Annotated in this window: 20 protein-coding genes; 19 read left to right on the forward strand and 1 reads right to left on the reverse strand. The window is 33.8% G+C overall.

Annotation, left to right across the window (positions count from 1 at the left end; translation table 11 throughout):
* Positions 1 to 96: 96 nt before the first annotated feature.
* A complete protein-coding gene (uxaC, locus tag QJ521_RS02805; RefSeq protein ID WP_282838900.1) occupies positions 97 to 1,491 on the forward strand; it encodes a glucuronate isomerase in 1,395 nt (464 codons plus the stop codon).
* On the opposite strand, the gene QJ521_RS02810 is transcribed toward uxaC, so the two are convergent.
* On the reverse strand, positions 1,488 to 2,384 hold the full coding sequence (locus tag QJ521_RS02810) for a pectinesterase family protein (protein ID WP_282838901.1): 897 nt from the start codon (positions 2,382 to 2,384) through the stop codon (positions 1,488 to 1,490). The two genes, uxaC and QJ521_RS02810, sit on opposite strands and share 4 nt — an antisense overlap.
* A 51-nt stretch (positions 2,385 to 2,435) precedes the next feature.
* On the opposite strand from QJ521_RS02810, the gene QJ521_RS02815 reads away from it, so the two are divergent.
* The 18 genes from QJ521_RS02815 (at position 2,436) to xseA (ending at position 18,594) form a co-directional block, all read left to right on the forward strand.
* A complete protein-coding gene (locus QJ521_RS02815) occupies positions 2,436 to 2,987 on the forward strand; it encodes a hypothetical protein (protein WP_282838902.1) in 552 nt (183 codons plus the stop codon).
* A 3-nt stretch (positions 2,988 to 2,990) separates the two neighbouring features.
* Positions 2,991 to 4,049, forward strand: a complete 1,059-nt coding sequence (locus QJ521_RS02820; protein ID WP_282838903.1) for an ABC transporter permease — start codon at positions 2,991 to 2,993, stop codon at positions 4,047 to 4,049.
* 9 nt (positions 4,050 to 4,058) lie between these two features.
* Positions 4,059 to 4,922, forward strand: a complete 864-nt coding sequence (locus tag QJ521_RS02825) for a carbohydrate ABC transporter permease (RefSeq protein WP_282838904.1) — start codon at positions 4,059 to 4,061, stop codon at positions 4,920 to 4,922.
* Positions 4,923 to 4,942: 20 nt separating this feature from the next.
* Positions 4,943 to 7,054, forward strand: a complete 2,112-nt coding sequence (locus QJ521_RS02830) for a type 2 periplasmic-binding domain-containing protein (RefSeq protein WP_282838905.1) — start codon at positions 4,943 to 4,945, stop codon at positions 7,052 to 7,054.
* Positions 7,055 to 7,148: 94 nt separating this feature from the next.
* On the forward strand, positions 7,149 to 7,679 hold the full coding sequence (locus QJ521_RS02835) for a hypothetical protein (protein ID WP_282838906.1): 531 nt from the start codon (positions 7,149 to 7,151) through the stop codon (positions 7,677 to 7,679).
* Positions 7,676 to 8,167 (forward strand): hypothetical protein, encoded by a 492-nt coding sequence (locus tag QJ521_RS02840; protein WP_282838907.1) that lies wholly within the window; start codon positions 7,676 to 7,678, stop codon positions 8,165 to 8,167. Before QJ521_RS02835 ends, QJ521_RS02840 begins: the two co-directional genes overlap by 4 nt.
* On the forward strand, positions 8,148 to 9,254 hold the full coding sequence (locus QJ521_RS02845) for an ABC transporter ATP-binding protein (RefSeq protein WP_282838908.1): 1,107 nt from the start codon (positions 8,148 to 8,150) through the stop codon (positions 9,252 to 9,254). The genes QJ521_RS02840 and QJ521_RS02845 overlap by 20 nt, the downstream gene beginning before the upstream one ends.
* Complete coding sequence (locus QJ521_RS02850) at positions 9,238 to 9,768, forward strand: hypothetical protein (protein WP_282838909.1); 531 nt, start codon at positions 9,238 to 9,240, stop codon at positions 9,766 to 9,768. Before QJ521_RS02845 ends, QJ521_RS02850 begins: the two co-directional genes overlap by 17 nt.
* Entirely contained in the window at positions 9,746 to 10,264 is a 519-nt protein-coding gene (locus QJ521_RS02855; protein WP_282838910.1) for a hypothetical protein, read from the forward strand. The genes QJ521_RS02850 and QJ521_RS02855 overlap by 23 nt, the downstream gene beginning before the upstream one ends.
* Positions 10,265 to 10,266: 2 nt before the next feature.
* A complete protein-coding gene (locus QJ521_RS02860) occupies positions 10,267 to 11,811 on the forward strand; it encodes a glycoside hydrolase family 28 protein (RefSeq protein ID WP_282838911.1) in 1,545 nt (514 codons plus the stop codon).
* 112 nt (positions 11,812 to 11,923) lie between these two features.
* Positions 11,924 to 12,571, forward strand: a complete 648-nt coding sequence (locus tag QJ521_RS02865) for a bifunctional 2-keto-4-hydroxyglutarate aldolase/2-keto-3-deoxy-6-phosphogluconate aldolase (protein WP_282838912.1) — start codon at positions 11,924 to 11,926, stop codon at positions 12,569 to 12,571.
* Positions 12,572 to 12,603: 32 nt separating this feature from the next.
* Entirely contained in the window at positions 12,604 to 13,626 is a 1,023-nt protein-coding gene (locus tag QJ521_RS02870) for a sugar kinase (protein ID WP_282838914.1), read from the forward strand.
* Positions 13,623 to 14,333, forward strand: a complete 711-nt coding sequence (locus tag QJ521_RS02875; protein ID WP_282838915.1) for an IclR family transcriptional regulator — start codon at positions 13,623 to 13,625, stop codon at positions 14,331 to 14,333. The genes QJ521_RS02870 and QJ521_RS02875 overlap by 4 nt, the downstream gene beginning before the upstream one ends.
* Complete coding sequence (locus tag QJ521_RS02880; protein WP_282838916.1) at positions 14,326 to 15,144, forward strand: sugar phosphate isomerase/epimerase family protein; 819 nt, start codon at positions 14,326 to 14,328, stop codon at positions 15,142 to 15,144. The genes QJ521_RS02875 and QJ521_RS02880 overlap by 8 nt, the downstream gene beginning before the upstream one ends.
* Positions 15,145 to 15,148: 4 nt before the next feature.
* Positions 15,149 to 15,985 carry a 5-dehydro-4-deoxy-D-glucuronate isomerase gene (kduI, locus tag QJ521_RS02885; protein WP_282838917.1) on the forward strand — a complete coding sequence of 279 codons (837 nt, stop codon included), beginning with the start codon at positions 15,149 to 15,151 and terminating at the stop codon, positions 15,983 to 15,985.
* Positions 15,986 to 15,997: 12 nt separating this feature from the next.
* The gene (gene kduD, locus QJ521_RS02890) at positions 15,998 to 16,768 is read left to right on the forward strand and encodes a 2-dehydro-3-deoxy-D-gluconate 5-dehydrogenase KduD (RefSeq protein ID WP_282838918.1); all 771 of its coding nucleotides are present in this window, start codon (positions 15,998 to 16,000) and stop codon (positions 16,766 to 16,768) included.
* Between the two features lie 103 nt (positions 16,769 to 16,871).
* Positions 16,872 to 17,261, forward strand: a complete 390-nt coding sequence (locus QJ521_RS02895; RefSeq protein ID WP_282838919.1) for a transcription antitermination factor NusB — start codon at positions 16,872 to 16,874, stop codon at positions 17,259 to 17,261.
* 4 nt (positions 17,262 to 17,265) lie between these two features.
* Positions 17,266 to 18,594 (forward strand): exodeoxyribonuclease VII large subunit, encoded by a 1,329-nt coding sequence (gene xseA / locus QJ521_RS02900; protein WP_282838920.1) that lies wholly within the window; start codon positions 17,266 to 17,268, stop codon positions 18,592 to 18,594.
* The last annotated feature ends 1 nt before the right edge of the window (position 18,595 follow it).

An 18,595-nucleotide genomic window follows, 5' to 3' on the forward strand; every position in this document is an offset into this window, starting at 1 on the left:
TAAATGAGTCATCAAATTAGCAGAACAATGAAATTCGATGATTTATTGTAATGTGCTTATCTAATCATTTCAATAAGTACTCAAGGAGAACGACCGATGAAAACTTTTATTCATGAAGATTTTTTATTACATAATGAAGTGGCTAAAAAACTATTTCACCAACATGCTAAAAAAATGCCGATTATTGATTATCATTGTCATTTAGATCCAAAAGAAATTTATGAAGATAAAAAATTCAGAAATTTATTCGATGCATGGCTTTCAGGAGACCACTATAAGTGGAGATTAATGAGAGCAAATGGTGTTACAGAAGACTATATAACTGGAAATAAACCAGAATTTGATAAATTTATGAAATGGGCAGAAGTTGTTCCAACGCTTGTTGGTAATCCTTTGTATCATTGGACACATTTTGAGTTAAAGCGTTTTTTTGGAATTGATACACTATTAAGCCCTGAAACAGCAGAAGACATCTATAAAGAAGTTAATCAAAAATTAGAGAGTTTAACTGCTAGAAAGTTAATCGAAATGAGTCATGTTGATGTGATATGTACAACAGATGACCCAATCGATTCGTTGGAATGGCACGATAAGTTAAATGAAGATCAAAACTTTAAAACTACGGTTTTACCAGCTTTTAGACCGGATAAAGCAATTAACATTGAATTACCGTGGTTTCAAGAATGGATTATTAAATTAGGTAAAGTAGTTGGTTATACATTATCTAACATTAATTTACTAAAAAAAGCAATCACCGAAAGAATTGAATTTTTCCATGAAAAAGGATGTAGATTATCTGATCATGCACTTGATGTTGTTTCATATGAGAGAACAACCAATGAAGAGATTGCGATGATTTATGAAAAAGCAATGCAACACGAAGATTTAACACCTAGAGAAATTAGAAAGTATAAAGGATATTTACTCGTTTTCTTAGGTCAAGAATATAAAAAAAGAGACTGGGTCCAACAATATCATATTGGTGCACTCAGAAACTTATCAGAACGTATGCTTAAAAATTTAGGACCAGATACAGGTTTTGATGCAATTAATGATGGTCTTATTGCTAAACCATTAAGTCAATTGATGGATGCACTAGATGCAACCGGAGATCTGCCAAAAACCATTTTATATACTCTAAATCCAAGAGATTTTGAAGTTGCGATTACGTTGATGCAAGCTTTCCAGGGTGGTGGCATTGCTGGTAAGATACAATTTGGTTCAGCTTGGTGGTTCTTAGATACCATTGATGGCATGACAAAGCAAATTAAAGCACTAGCAAATAACGGATTGTTATCTAGATTTGTTGGCATGTTAACAGATTCAAGAAGTTTCTTATCTTATCCAAGACATGAGTACTTTAGAAGATTGTTATGCAACATTATTGGTGAACAAGTAATGCTAGGTTATTTTCCTGAAGATTACACATTATTAGGTAAAATGGTTGAGGATATTTCTTATAGAAATGCGAAAGACTATTTTAACTTTTAATCATTTATGGAGCAATTAAAATTATCCAATATATAAAGTTTTAGTTGCTCCATCCCCTCCGTTTTCAAGTCATGGGAAAACTTGGATTCTATATAAGGAAACTCATAAAATCTATAATGTGTCTTATCCCAATTATCATAGCGTTCCTTTGCAAAGTTTCCTGTGAATTTCGAATTCACAAATACAGTTGATCCGTAGTCTCTCCATGGTCTTGCAAGAAAGACAGTTTCAGATGTCATAGAGACTATTTCACATTGATTGAAAATCATCCCATACAATGATGTTTCATAAGTTGATGGTGCAGCTATATATCCTTTGGCTAAGGCAACAATGGTTGATTGATTAAATAAAGCTGTTCCACTACCAAAGATAAAATCAACATCACCTTCGATATGGCAGGTCTCAAAGTAATGAAATAAATGATGGGTATGTCGCTGTTCATCTAGAAGAAAACCTTCATAACGTTCAGTTAGGTCAATAGGTAGTGGACCTAAAAATAAAGTATCTTGATGACCCATCAAATTGCAGTTTATCACTCTTGTATGATTGCCATACAAAGAAAGAGCAACCGCTTGACCGATTTTTAATCCGGATCCAGAAGTATTTTGAATGGTTAGGTAATTAAGTTCAACATAATCTCCTAAGACCATAACAGTAGAAGTACGAAACGTATTATATAATAATCCGTCTTCATGCATTTTATAGCTATAATCGTTATAGCATATTAAAGTTTTACCTGATTTTGAACCATATAATTTTAGATGATTATGCTTTATGCGAAGTTTTTGTACATAAACTCCAGGTTCTAAATAAACCTCCAAAGTTTCGCTTAAAGGATAACCATCAATGGTTTCTTGGATATTATCAGTTGTGTTTAAAGATAGCTTGATCATAGGGTATGCTCCTTTTTAAGTCTATCTATATTATATAAAGGAGTTGTTAGTTTGACAATAAAGAAATTTCGAACAATGGACTTAATTGTTTTGACAACAGCTGCTATCATCACTGATATATTGCTTGCTCTATTTGGATTAATTGGTATTCGTTTGTATTTAGCAATATCATATCCAATCATTATTCTTTGTTATATTCGTTGGAGAAAATATGGACTCTTTAGTCATATGGCGGTCGTATTTGCTCATTTCATTCTTTATGGTCTTTATTTAGATGTCGGTTGGTTGATTACGTTAGCTCATATTTTAGCATTGATGATGTTTGCACTTATCTTACCGATATTAAAGACTAAAACTTATAACAAAAAGCGTGTTGAAATGAAGTATAACATCTTATTATACTTAGGTATTTATTTAACGGTATTTCTTGCAGAATGGATATTATTTGCAATCTTTGGATTTGGTTTAGAATTGCTTAATCATGCGCTAAATCATTCTCTAAATTTATTATTAGGGTTAGGACTTATTATGATCATGGCTTATCAAAAAGATTTAATGGTCAATATGCATCAGTATCTTTTAGAAAAAGATGAGGACAAGTAATATATGAATAAAGAAAATATGACTAAAAATCAAATTTCCATTGAAGAGATAAGAAGAGAAGAACTTATCGAAGAAATGGAACGCACTAGATTTCATCGCTATTGGCACCAAGTCAAAAAAGACTGGCCAATTTATGTGATGCTTATTCCTGTCATCTTATTTTTCTATTTCTTTAGATATCGTCCAATTGGCGGTATTATGATTGCGTTTAAAAATTATGATAATTATAGTGATACCGTAGGGAATGCAGATTTCTATGGTTTTTATGCGTTTAGATATATTATGTTTGGTCCACAAGCAACAGCTTTTTGGCAAGCATTTAGAAATACATTTACATTAAGCACCTATGGATTGTTCTTTGGATTTCCAATTCCAATTATCTTAGCTTTATTATTTAGTGAAATGAAAAATGAAGCCTATCGTGCAACAACTCAGATTATTTCATATTTACCAAGATTCATCTCTACGGTTGTTATTACATCAATCTTAGGATTAATGCTTGCTGGTGGTAATCAAGCCATGGCACCAGGCTTATTAAATGGTATGTTCGTAAGATGGGGTTGGATAGAGTTAGGTACGCCTATGCTATCAAAACCTGAATATTTTAGGTCTATTTATATCTTATCGAATATTTGGGAATCAGCTGGTTATGGATCCATTGTATACTTTGCAGCAATTATGGCGATTAGTCCTACCAATTATGAGGCAGCTAAAATTGATGGTGCAAATAAACTAGCTCAAATCAGATATGTAACATTACCTGGAATGGCACCAACGTTAACGATTATGTTGATTCTTAGAATCGGTGAAACGCTTAATGTCGGATATGAAAAAGTTATGTTATTAACAGCCAATCGAGGAAGTGAAGTGCTTCGAACAGCAGAAGTTATTTCCACATATGTTTTAAAGCTAGGTAATATTGGTATTGGTGCGAGTGCTGGTTCTGCAGCTGGTGTGAATTTTGCAGCTGCAGCAGATGTGTTTAACTCATTTATCGCAATGTTTTTGGTACTTGGGGCTAATTTTATTAGCCGTCGTGTCTCTGACACTTCGTTATTTTAGGAGGCATCTATGAAAAGACTAGATAAAAGTGAGTTAATCTTTAAAATACTAGCATATGTTTTAATAACTTTATTTGCCTTAACGACTTTATATCCTTTTATCTATAGTATTTCTATGGCTTTAAGTGGTATTGATGCAGTAGAGCAAGGTCGAGTTGTTTTATGGCCAGTAGAGCTTCAATTTGATGCCTTTGGTGCGCTTTTATATGGCGAAAGAGCGAAAAGTTTTTGGATTTCTTATACAAATACTTTGTTTTATACATTTTATGGTACTGCATTTAGTATTATCTTATCGATCTTTGCTGCTTATGCATTAGCAAAATCGAATTTATTATTCAAGCGTCAAATCGCATTCTTAATCGTATTTACAATGTGGTTTAGTGCAGGTTTAATTCCTACTTATATTAACTACAGAGAACTATTAGTCAACAACCGTTGGGGTATTATTTACGGTTTTGGTGTTCAGGCATTTAATATTTTGTTATTAAGAAATTATTTCAATGGTATCTCCAAAGAGATTGAAGAAGCAGCAATTGTTGATGGGGCAAACGAATTCCAAGTACTCGGTAGTATCTACATTCCAATGTCGAAGTCAGCACTAGCAACGGTTACATTATTTTATGCTCTAAATCGTTGGAATGGATATTTTTGGAATATGCGTCTTGTTCAAGGTAATGAACATCCGCTTCAAGTTATATTAAGAGGTATCACTGAGGCAGCACGTGATACTGATGTTGTTGTTAATTATCCGTATTCACTATTTTCACTTGCGTATGCTGCTATTATCTTGTCTATTATTCCAATCATCGTTATATATCCTTACTTGCAGAAGTATTTTGCTAAAGGTGTTAACGTTGGTGGGGTTAAAGAATAAAAATAGAAAGGGAGAAAGAAATGAAAAAGTTTTTCAGCTTTATGCTAGTTTTACTAGCGCTATTCACAATCGCTGCTTGTGCAGACGATGCAACTGATCCTGTAGACACACCTGTTGAAACACCAACAGAAAGTGACCCTGTTGTCTCAGATCCAGATACTATTGATTATGATTCACAAGTTACTTTAAATGTAGCACTTAACTACACTTCAGGTGGAAACTTGATGAGTATCAGTTATCAAAAAGATGCTGCTTATGAGTCTTTCAATGGTAAAACTTATACAAAAGGTGATTTATTGCCAGCTTGGGAAAGAATCGGACAAAAATTGAATGTCACATTTGTTGACAGAGCAACTTCTGCCGATAATAACACAAATGCACAGTTTACAAGACTTCAAACTGAAGGTTTTGCTAACGTTGACCTAGTTAACGGTACTGGTGCATTGATTGGTCCTGAAGGTGTAAATGGAAACTTCGTTAACATAGGTAAATACTTAAGTGTTATGCCTAACCTAAATGCATTCTTAAATGCAAACCCATCAGTTAAAGTATCAATGACTTCAGCTGACGGAGGTATTTATTTCACACCTTATTTTGATGGTTTTGGCGAAATGGAACAAATGTTCTTAGCTCGTATTGACTGGATTAAAGATATTTTAGACGTTGCATCTCCAACATTTGACACAACACCTGGTTTTGTACCAACTAATTATGAGCGTCGTCAAGTAGAAACTCCAATCGATGTGAATATTACAGTTGCTAATGCTGATGGATCAACACGCGTTGTGAACAAAGCTTATACGAATAATATTCTTGATGTACTTGCTGGATTAAATAATCCTACTGGTGCAACTGTAGCTGCTGCATTTAAGACACATATGCAAAATACTTATGGTGATCAAGGTTATGCTAAATTATCAGACGTATTCGCTGGAACTGATGCTGCTTATGATACTGATGAATTAGTTGCTTTAATGTATGTTATTAAATCTAATCCTCAGTATATTACGCGTCAATTAACTCTACCTTTAACTTCAGTGGATATTATCTTCCCACGTGAAGCTGCTGGTAACCGTATCCGTAACTTATTTAGAGGTATGGAAATGTTTGGTCTACGCGGCATGTTCTCGAGACATGAGTGGATTTACTTTGACCAAGATGGTTTATTACAAGATGCACGTCATGATCAATCATTTGTTGATGGTGTTAATGACTTAGCTGGTTTATATGCAGACAAGTTAATTATCCAAAATCCAGAAGAAGGTCCAGCTAACTGGAGACAAATTCATTTAACAAACTCTTCAGCATTTATGACTTATGACTATAATGCTACATCTACTGCTCAAAGTTTAATTACTGGTGGTAGAGCTAAAGATGCTGATTTTGAATTCCAAGCGATCCTTCCTCCAGTTATTGACTGGTTAGGCGATGGTAACTATTTCCACTTCTCAGAAGCAACACGTTCTGTTAAAAATGAAGCATGGGGTATTCCAAAGCATGTTGAAGCTAACGAAACTAAGCTTTATAGAGCTTTAAAACTTGTTGATGAAATGTATGATTATTCAACTGATGATTCTGTAGGTACAATTCATTTGTATGGTCCTCAAGGTTGGACTGATGGAACATTAGAATATGGAACTGATACAGTTTATAAATTAAGTGATGCTGCAAAAGCAGAAATGACATCATTAGCTGGTGGTAACCACATTAACTACTTACGTCAATATGTAGGTGCTACAATGCCAATCGGACATATTCGTTCTATGGGTCTTGAGTTCCAAACATTGTCAGAAGAAGGACAAATTGGTATTGATCGTATTAATGTTGCTGTTGAAGCAGGCGTATTAAAACTTGCTGGTCTTGTTGATAGCGACAATCCATGGTTCCAATTATCACCAACTTTCTTCCCACTGACTAAGAGTGAGAGTGACATGATTACAGCTGCTGCATCATTTAGAGATATCTTTAATGATAACCTATTAGTTACAATGGTTAAATATGGATTCTCTGGTGAAGGTGCATCATTAACAGAACAAGAATATTGGAATTCATTTAAGATGAATAATATTGACGTATACGATGCGATTTGGATTAATTTCTATCGTCAAGCATACGCAAGAAGTCAAGGTTAATTTTTGATTGTTTTAACGATTGAATAAAATTTAGATGTTGGTTGGAAGGTAGTTTCTACCTTCCTCCAAACATCATTTAAAAAGAGGTTTATACGTGAAGAAAATACAAAAAATCATCTATTTACTCGGTTTGTTCGTAGCACTTTCATTTTTTATCTTTACATTAGGTTTTTCTACAAACTGGGCAGTTGGACAAATGCTAGGTGACTTCTTTATCAAAGCGCAAATAGCAAACAAAGATATGTTTAGATGGGCACTAGGTGGACTTGTGCTTTCTGGACTATGTTTGGTGTTTAGAGTTCATATTAATACTAAGTTTTTCCTAAGCAATTATATACTTTCAGGTCTATTTGTTTATTACCTTGTTGGTTCAGCTTTTACTACGTTAAAGTATATGGAACCATTAAAAGCAATGTATTTAGAACTAGACGAATTTTGGTTGACTTTGATTGTTGCGATTAATTATGGGAAAATTAGTACTGATATATTTGATATAGGTATTATGCTTTCGTATTTGATGTTTATTCAAGCGGGTTTAATTATATTTATGATGATTTTCAAATTGGTTAAAAGATTAAAACGTGCTAAAGCAAAAAGATTGATGCAAGCGGAGGTAACCGCATGAAAATAGTAAATATTAAAGCTGATAAAATGCGTTACCAAAAGAATACTTCTGCATATGGTCTTGTGTTGTTATCGATTGCAACAAGTTTGATTGCATTATTTACAATGATTAATTTCGATACATTTGGCTCTGGTGAAGGCACAATGCGTGTAATTCCTAACCTTAGAGTTGGTGTTGAGATTGCATTAGGTATTGTCTTGATGTTGTCAACATTTATGGCTGCAGAAAAAGTTAAATATTATGATCCAACGTGGTCGTTCTTTGGTCTTTTTATTTTAGCAGGTATTAATTTTTTAAGAATCTTTAATTTGCCAATCTATGCTCATGAAAGAGGATGGATTCCAACAAAAACAATGCAACTCGTTATGTTGGAGTTTGCTGTAACTGCGGGACTACTTGTAGTTGCTGGCATTATATCGCTGCGTAAGGTCATTATTTTACACAAGCACTTAAAGGAGATTGATGCTTATGGCAACGATGCAGTTTAAAAATATTAATAAAGTTTATATTAATGGTGTTCAAGCTGTTTTTGATTTTAATATGGAAGTTAAAGATGGCGAGTTTATCGTTTTAGTTGGTCCATCTGGATGTGGGAAGTCGACAACTTTAAGAATGGTTGCTGGACTTGAAGAAATTTCTTCGGGTGATTTGATTATCGATGATGTTCGAATTAATGATAAAGCTCCAAAAGATAGAGATATTGCTATGGTTTTTCAAAACTATGCTCTATACTCTCATATGACTGTTTACCATAATATGGCATTTAGTTTAATTTTAAGAAAAGAAAACTCTGATTTTATCCATGAACGTGTTTTATGGGCAGCAGAAGTACTAGGACTAACACCATACTTAAACCGTCGTCCCGCCCATTTATCCGGTGGTCAGCGCCAAAGAGTTGCTTTAGGTCGAGCAATCGTACGTGATCCTAAAATATTTTTACTAGATGAACCACTTTCGAATCTTGATGCGAAACTAAGAGGGAGTATGCGTAAAGAATTAAAGGCATTACATCACCGCTTAGGAACAACAATGATTTATGTTACGCATGATCAAATTGAAGCATTAACACTTGCAGATCGCATTGTGATTATGAAAGACGGATATGTGCAACAAATTGGTACTCCAGTTGAAGTTTACAATAATCCTGCAAACTTGTTTGTTGCGAATTTTATTGGAACACCTCCGATGAACTTTTTCGATGCGATGATTACCAAAGATGGTAAAATAGTTGTAGCAGGCAATGAAATTGATATTCAAGGACATGATGTGTTTAATGCCCTCAAAGAGAAAAAGTATTTGGGTAAAGAAGTCATTATGGGCATTCGTCCTGAATATATTCGTGTTGAGAAGAAAAAATCGGGTTATAAAGGTTTTCCTTCTGTCTGTGATATTTATGAACTGTTAGGATCTGATGCATTAATTCATTTTGATATTGCAAATATCGCAGTAACAGCTAAGATTAATTCTAGAGAAGTTATTGATCCAGGTGAAGAAATTACGTATGATTTCGATATTGAACATATTTATTTCTTTGATAAGGATACGGAGATGAGAATATATGCAGAACACAAATGATCAAATCAAAACGTATATGTCACAACCGTGGCATAAACGTTGGTATTCATTTAACAAACAAAAAATTCCAATGATTTTCGTTATGTTTGGTGTATTCTTTTTCACTGCTTTTTTAGACTTCGAGGTACAAGGAACTGAAATTAAATTGTTATCTCATATTGCAGCGATGCAAAAGTTTTTAAATACACCTTATAATAATTTATCTGCGTTTTATTTATTTGTACTTTATTTAGTAGCTTTGATTCAAATATTCAATGTAGTTACATTTGCACAGAAAAGATCACCATTTTCTTTAATTTCAATTACAGTTCTTACTGCAGTTCAAGTGGTTGTTTCTGGATTATATACATCAATATTTTTTGTAGAACAAGCAAATAGATTAGATTATACGATTGATAGTGTGGCAAGACTAGCGTATTCAACGACTATTATTGGTTCAATATTCTTTATTATCGGAACAGTCTTTGCTTGGTTTTATGTGGATTGGAAATATGTCAAAGAAAAAGAAGACTAATAACAATAGAACAAGTAATCCATACTTTGTAGATAAACTTGCAAGCATACCGCCACACGTCAAAATTGGTTTTTTGAAGTTTTGGCTTGCGGGTGCTTCTTTCTTTTTAACATTTAATGGATTACCTTATATGTTTGACTTTTTAGATCGCATTGTTATCTTATTTTTGGTACTCATATTAGGGATTGAGTATATTTCTAATATGATCATTATATGGATGCACACAGATCAAATTGATACAAAAAAATATTTACCTCATGAGGTCAATAGAAAGTCATTTTTATCGTTTATTGCAACTGCAGGATATTTAGCAATTATGATTCTTGCAATTCATTTTACCTTAGAATTATGGGTATCAATTGGATTACCTACTATTGGAGATATTATGAGTGAGCAAACTGCAGATCCATTTAGTTTCGCACTACTGTTTTTACTCTATGACTATATTTGGTATACAACTAGAGGTTTCATCAAAAATAAAACAAAGAAGGTATAAATATGTTTAAACTAATTTTTAAATCAGCAAGAAGCTTGTCATTTGAATTGGTGAATACAGATATCTATTATGCAAAAGAAGCATATGATGTCTATCTTGATCTAGAACTAAAACTAAAAGATGTGAAAACGAATGTTTTCTCTTTATATGATTTAAATCCAAACCAGCTTTATACGATTAGGGTTGGTGAACATGAAGTTAAAGTAACAACCCTTTTAGCAACCACTATTGTAAATGTTAGAGATTTTGGTGCAAAAGGTGATGGGAAAACTGATGATACTAAAGCCATTCAAGCAGCAATTCATGCTTGCCCTAAAGATGGTTTAGTTCATATTCCAAAAGGTGTGTATTCAGTTTTACCTTTATTTTTGAAGAGTTATACAACCATTGAAATTGTCAAAGACGCTGTTTTATTAGGCAATACGGATCGAAACTTATATCCTATATTACCAGCTCAAATAGAAAAAAGTGATGGTTCTATTTTAGAATTGTCAAGTTGGGAAGGTATTCCTGCACCAACATTTGCATCTACAATTACAGGTATTGAAGTAGAGCATGTCAAAATTATTGGTGAAGGTATTATTGATGAAAATGCTCATAACTCTGATTGGTGGGTTGATCATAAAGTGATGCGTGGTGGTGCATGGAGGCCAAAAGGTGTCTTTTTATCGAACTCGAAACATATTGGAATGCACGGTGTTACCGTTATGAATACCCCATCATGGAATCTGCACCCATATTTTTCTAGTTATATTGATTTGATTGATATGAAATTGATAAGTCCTAAAGATTCACCAAATACTGATGGCTGCAATCCAGAATCTTGTGATCATGTCAATGTTATTGGTGTTAATTTTTCTGTAGGTGATGATTGTATCGCGATTAAATCCGGTAAGTATGAAATGGGGATGAAGTATCGCAAGCCAACTTCAAATATGGTTGTTAGAAACTGTATGATGGCTTATGGTCACGGTGCTGTTGTTTTAGGTAGTGAAATGAGTGGTGGTATTAAAGATTTATCAGTTACTCAGTGTTACTTTAAAGAAACCGATAGAGGGCTTAGAATTAAGACTAGAAGAGGTCGTGGTGAATCTGCAGTTATTGATGGCATAGTTTTTGAAAACGTCTATATGAAGGATGTTTTGACACCTCTCGTGATGAATATGTATTATTACTGTGATTTTGATGGTAAGACAGAATATGTTTGGAGTAAAGAAATGCACGAAGTTGATGAACGAACTCCATATTTGGGAAGTTTTACTTTTAAAAATATGGTTTGTGAAAATGTTCATGCAGCTGCAGGATTCTTTTATGGACTTCCTGAACAACCGATTAAATCCATTAAACTAGAAAATATTAAGTTTACCTATGCTAAAAATCCTAAACCTGAATTGCCAGCAATGATGAGTTTTTTAGACCCAATGACAGGTGAAGGCTTACAGTTTAGATATGTTGATCATGTCAGCTTGAAAAACGTAAAGCTTGAAGGTCCAACTGGACAACCTGTTTTATTAGAAAACGTTATTGATTTCAAAGAAGAGTCATAATTAACATATATGTTTGACAGCGTAACAAGAACATACTATAATTATAGTGTATGTTACTATAGACACATTGGTGATATAACAAACACCGTTTATAAGAAAGAGGTAAACTTTTATGTTTAAACATGAAGTTTTGAAAAAAATTACAGATGTGGGTGTCGTTGCAGTTATTAGAGCTGAGACGAGTAAGCAAGCAATTGATATCGCAAAAGCATGTATTCAAGGTGGCCTTGCAGCAATTGAGGTAACATTTACTGTTCCCAATGCTCTAAAAGTCATTGAAGATCTCGTAAAAGCAATTCCACAAGATGAACTCATTATTGGAGCAGGGACTGTTTTGGACAGTGAAACAGCAAGAATTGCTATTTTAGCTGGTGCTCAATACATCGTTTCTCCTGGTTTTGATCTAAAGACTGCACAACTATGTAATAGATATCAAATACCTTATATGCCTGGTTGTTTAACCATTACAGAAATGATAACGGCAATGGAAGCAGGTTGTGATGTTGTTAAGTTATTCCCTGGTAGTGCATTTGGTCCAAGTTATGTTAAAGCAGTTAAAGGACCGTTGCCACAAATTAATATCATGCCAACAGGTGGTGTATCACTAGATAACGTTAAAGAATGGGTTTCTAATGGTGTCGTAGCAGTTGGTGTTGGTAGTGAGCTAACAGGTCCTGCTAAAAAGGGTGACTTTGAAAGTGTTACTCAAAACGCAAAAGCATTTGTTAACGCTGTAAAAGATGCTAGAAAAAGTCAATAAGACGATAATGATATGAAAGTGAGATGGTTTGTATGGCGAAAGTCGTAACGATGGGGGAAATAATGCTTAGACTTTCAACACCGGGACAACAAAGATTTGTTCAAGCAGAATCTTTTGATGTTGTCTATGGTGGTGGGGAAGCAAATGTCGCAGTAAGTCTAGCGAATTTTGGTCATGAAGCATATTTTGTAACGAAGTTGCCCGAGCATGAAATCGGACAAAGTGCAATTAATCAATTAAATCAATATCATGTCAATACGAAATATATCGCAAGAGGTGGAGATCGGATAGGTATTTATTACTTAGAAACCGGAGCAAGCATGAGACCTTCAAAAGTCATTTATGACAGGGCAGGTTCAAGTATTGCTTGTGCAGATGTAAAAGATTTCGATTTTGATGAAATCTTTAAAGATGCAAATTGGTTCCACTGGTCAGGTATTACACCAGCGATTAGTAAAAAAGCAGCAGAATTGACGAAAGTAGCGTGTATCGAAGCAAAAAAAAGAGGTATCACTGTTTCTGTTGACTTAAACTACCGTAAAAAGCTATGGTCACCTAGTGAAGCTCAAAGTGTGATGAAAGACTTGATGCAATACGTTGATATTTGTATTGGTAATGAAGAAGATGCTGAGTTAGTATTAGGCTTCAAGCCTAAGCATACTGATGTTTCTTCAGGAAAACTTGAAATAGATAGTTATAAAGAAATATTTAAAGAAATGAACGAAGTGTTTGGCTTTGAGATGGTAGCAACTACCCTAAGAGAATCATATTCTGCAACAAAGAATGGTTGGTCTGCATTATTATTTGATGGAAAAACGTTTTATCAATCTAAACATTATATCATTGATCCAATTATTGACCGTGTTGGTGGTGGAGATTCGTTCTCTGGTGGTTTAATCCATGGATTATTAACTAAAAATCCGCAAGATGCAATAGAGTTTGCGGTTGCAGCAAGTGCACTAAAGCATACGATCTTTGGCGACTTTAATCAAGTCAGCGAAAAAGAGGTCGAAGCGCTTGCTAAAGGTGATGCGTCAGGACGTGTACAAAGATGAAAGATAACAGATCAGTAGCTAGAACGTTAGCTATCTTAGAATTAATTGCAAAACATGATGAAGGGCTAACGCTTGGTCAAATTTATAGGATGCTTGATATTCCTAAAGCAACCGTTTATGATTTTCTACAAACACTATATCGAGCAGATGCAATCTATTATAAAGACCCAAGATTAAAAAATTATGTGATTGGATCAAAAATGTTTGCTATTGGCTCAGTTTATACGAAGAACTCTAATTTAATTGAAGCATCTCAATTTGAACTAAAAGATTTTGCAGATCGATATGGACGTACTGTATTTATAACAAAACGCATTAATGATAAAATTGTTTACGTTTATAAATACCAACCATCAAGTTCAAAAATAGTAACACCACAAGAAATTGGTACTGTATCTAGAGACTTTGAGTATGGACCTATCGGAAAGTGTTATGCAGTATTCGATAAAACAGTCAGAAATGGAAATATCCCTGATTTTGACGAAATCAAGAAAAATAAATACGTCTATAGTAGTTTAGAAGATAATAGTCATATTTGTACACTAGCAACACCTGTTTGGAATTTTGAAAACAGAATTGTAGGTGTTCTAGTCGCATCTGATTTAGCGATGGATGGCGTTAAACGTGATGCAATCGCAAAAGATTTTGTTGAAATCGCTAAACATATCTCAAGAAGATTAGGATATTTAGGAAACTTTGATGAATAAGATTGGTATTCGTGCCCATGACATTGGAAAGTTCGATGAGAAAACTTTATCGAAAAAAGTTATGGAGTATGGATTTGATGGTGTACAACTCGTCTTTAAAAAAGCGATTGACCATCCAGTAGATTTTAACAACTTAATTGAAATGAAAAAGCATTTTCAATATCCAATGATTATGATGCTAGGTGCATATTTTAATCCAATCCATCCTGATCCAAAAGTTGTTGAAGAAGGTATCGAAAACTTTAAAAACCATTTAAAGATTGCCAACAGTTTAAAAACAAAGTTTGTAGGAACTGAAACAGGTTCTTTAATGGGAAGTCCTTGGGGTTATGTCAAAGAAAATCATTCTAATGAATCCTTAAACCAAATGATTCATGTCATTAAAGATTTAGCAGACACTGCAAGCACTTATAAAAGCTATATCGCAATAGAAGGTGCTTATGCACATGTTGCTTATTCACCACAAAGAATTAAAAAAATATTAGAGGAAGTCAAGTCACCTTATGTCAAGGTAACTATTGATTTATTTAACTATTTACATCTTGGTAATTATCAAGATCGAATGGAGATTTTTGAGACATGTTTAAATCTTTTAAGAGATGATATTGTTATTTTCCATTTAAAAGATTTTATTGTTCAAAATGAAAAACTCGTACAAGTTGGTCTAGGTCAAGGTTTGATGGACTTTCCAAAGATCATTCGACGCATTCAAGAAGTTAAACCTGAAGCATATCTGATATTTGAAGGTGTAACAGGTGAAGATATAAAGACCAGTTATGACTATATAAAAAGTTTATTAGAAGGGAAGTGAGATTGTGAAATTCAATATTTTATATAACAATCATCCACAAGATTCAAAAACATATGACACAAAGACATTAAGGGAAAGATATTTAATCGAAAAAGTATTTGTTAAAGATGAGATCTCTTTAACTTATTCGCATCATGACCGTATTATTGCTGGAGGTGTTATGCCAGTAAGTCAAGAAGTTGATTTACCTGTTACTAAAGATTTAGGTACTGATTTCTTTTTGGAAAGAAGAGAAATGGGTGTTATTAATATTGGTGGTGAAGGTTATATCATTTTAGATGGCAAGAAACAAAAGATGGAAGCTAGAGATGGTATTTATCTGGGTGCTGGCGTTAAAGCAGTAAAATTTGGTAGTATTGATTCAAAAAAACCAGCTAAATTTTATATCAATAGTGCCCCAGCTCACAAAAGTTATCCAACAGTTCATATTCCATTTAAAAATGCAAACCCAAATCAATGGGGTGATGCTAAGACATTGAATCAAAGAACCATTTATCAATATGTACATCCAGCAGTGTGTGAATCTTGTCAACTCGTGATGGGGTTAACAATCTTATCACCAGGCAGTGCATGGAATACGATGCCTTGTCATACCCATGAAAGACGTATGGAAGTTTATTTCTATTTCGATATGGAAGAAAAAACAAGAGTCTTCCATTTTATGGGTGAAAAAGATGAAACCAGACACTTGGTTATTCAAAACGAACAAGCAGTCGTCTCACCAAGTTGGTCAATACACTCGGGCGTAGGAACATCAGATTATACGTTTATTTGGGGTATGTGCGGAGAAAATAAAACATTTGATGACATGGACTTCGTTGATATGTCTGATTTAAAATAAGGAGGATTTTTTATGTCAATATTAAATTTATTTAGTTTAGAAAATAAAGTCGCAATCGTTACTGGTGCTTCAACTGGTTTAGGTCAAGGTATGGCAATAGGTCTAGCGGAAGCTGGAGCAGATATCGTAGGTGTTGACTATGTTGAATCCGATGAGACGAAAGCATTAATTGAAAAATTAGGAAAAAATTATTTAAGTGTTAAAGCAGACTTAATTAAAATCAATCCTGCAGGACTACAAGATATCGTTGATCAAACCGTCAAAAGATTTGGTAAAGTCGATATATTAGTGAATAATGCAGGTATCATTAGAAGAGAAGATTCTCTTAATTTCAGTGAAAAAGACTGGGATGAAGTGATGAATATCAATGTTAAAACAGTCTTTTTCTTCTCACAAGTCGTCGCAAAACAATTTGTAAAGCAAAATACAGGTGGTAAGATCATTAGTATCGCATCGATGTTGTCTTATCAAGGAGGCATTCGTGTACCATCTTATACGGCATCTAAATCAGGTGTTAAAGGTATTACCATGACCATGGCAAACGAATGGGCAAAATATAACATCAACGTCAATGCCATCGCACCAGGCTATATGGCAACCAATAATACAGCTGCACTTAGAGATGATGAAAAGCGTGCCGGAGAAATTTTGGAACGTATTCCAGCAGGTCGTTGGGGTACACCTCGTGATGTCGCAGGAGCTGCAGTATTTCTTGCAAGCGATAATGCAAACTATATCAATGGTTATACACTCGCTGTTGATGGTGGTTGGTTAGGTCGCTAAAGATGATGTAATTGATAAAACCATCGATTTTGATGGTTTTTTTTTGTGTCCAATCGTTACAAAATCAAGACAAATATGCTACAATACTTATGAGGTAGAGAATATGAAAGTAACTAGAAGAGAATTGCGTATCGAACTGATGAACGCATTATATCAATATGACTTATATCAAAGTGAAAAGCTATTATTCATTCCGAGTTTTGAAATAGAAGAAGCACTTGGGATTTTTCATGAAATCATGGATGCAATCAAAGAAATTGATGAAACCATTGAAAGCAATTTATACGATTATAGTTTATATCGGTTAGCCTATGTTGACCGTGCAATTATTAGACTTGCTGTTTTTGAATTATTAAAAACTGATTTGCCAAAACAAATCGTTATTGATGAAGCTGTTGAAATTACTAAGATTTATAGTAATCTAGACGACGAGAAACAACATAAGTTTACGAACAAAGTTATTGATAATATCGCAAAAAAGATTAAGGGATGATACGGTGGAACAATATTTAACGGTCACAGCCTTAACTAAATATATAAAAGCGAAACTTGAAGGTGATAAACACCTTTTTTCCATCTTATTAAAAGGAGAAATCTCTAACTTTAAACATCATAGTAGAGGACATTTTTATTTTACTTTAAAAGATGAAAATGCACAGATATCAGCAATTATGTTTTCTAGAGATGCTCAAAAGGTTTTGTTCACACCTAAAGAAGGTGATCATGTACTAGTTTCTGGTAGAATGAGCGTTTATGAACCTAGTGGTACTTATAGTATTCAAGTATCTACGATGAAACCTGATGGTATAGGAGAACTATATTTAAAGTATGAAGCTTTAAAAAAGGAATTAGAGGAAAAAGGATACTTTGAGGCTACTCATAAGAAGGAAATCCCAAAGTTTCCGAGTAAAATTGGGGTCATCACATCTCCTACTGGTGCGGTTATCCAAGACATCATAAACACAGTAACTAGACGTTATTTATTGGCTGAAATACATTTATACCCTGCAGCAGTGCAAGGCCCAGGTAGTTCAGAAAGTGTTAGGAATCAAATCTTACTTGCTAATCAAAAAAATGAAGTTGATGTTTTAATTGTTGGTCGTGGTGGTGGTTCAATAGAAGACTTGTGGGGATTTAATGAAATGCCTACAATTCAAGCAATCTATGATTCGAAGATTCCAGTCATAACTGCTATTGGTCATGAAACCGATTATACGATTAGTGATTTCGTCAGTGATCTTAGAGCTCCAACACCTACTGCAGCTGCAGAACTTGCAACACCAAATACTGAAGATATAGTTCAAAAAATTAAAGATGCTAAAGAGCAAATTGAATATCGTACGCATCAATACTTTAATCAAAGAAAAACTGAACTACTCTATTTAGATCAACGATTAGAAAGATTATCACCTGAACATAAATTAGAACAATTAAAAATAGATTTGAAGCGTATGGAGTTAGACTTAAGAAAATCTATAGTTTATCAACTAGAACATAAAAAAAACAAAGTTGATACCTTCAAAAATATGATGAAAAGTCCTGATGATAAGATTAAAAACTATCGAGAAAGACATACCAATCTAGACCAAAAGTTAAAACATATGATCGAGCAAGTTGCTCAAAGAAAGAATTATCAGTTTGATTTACTAAGATCTACTTTAAATGCTTTAAATCCACTCATCATTATGGATAAAGGATTTGCCTTAGTTACTAAAGATAATCAAGTCATGACATCTATTGAACAAATTGATTTAAATGATCAAATACAGATTCAATTTAAAGATGGCACCTTAGGTGCTAAAGTCACTGATAAAAAGGAGAAATGAC

It is taken from the genome of Peloplasma aerotolerans (genome assembly GCF_030012175.1).
GTDB classification, from domain to species: domain Bacteria; phylum Bacillota_I; class Bacilli_A; order Acholeplasmatales; family Acholeplasmataceae; genus Peloplasma; species Peloplasma aerotolerans.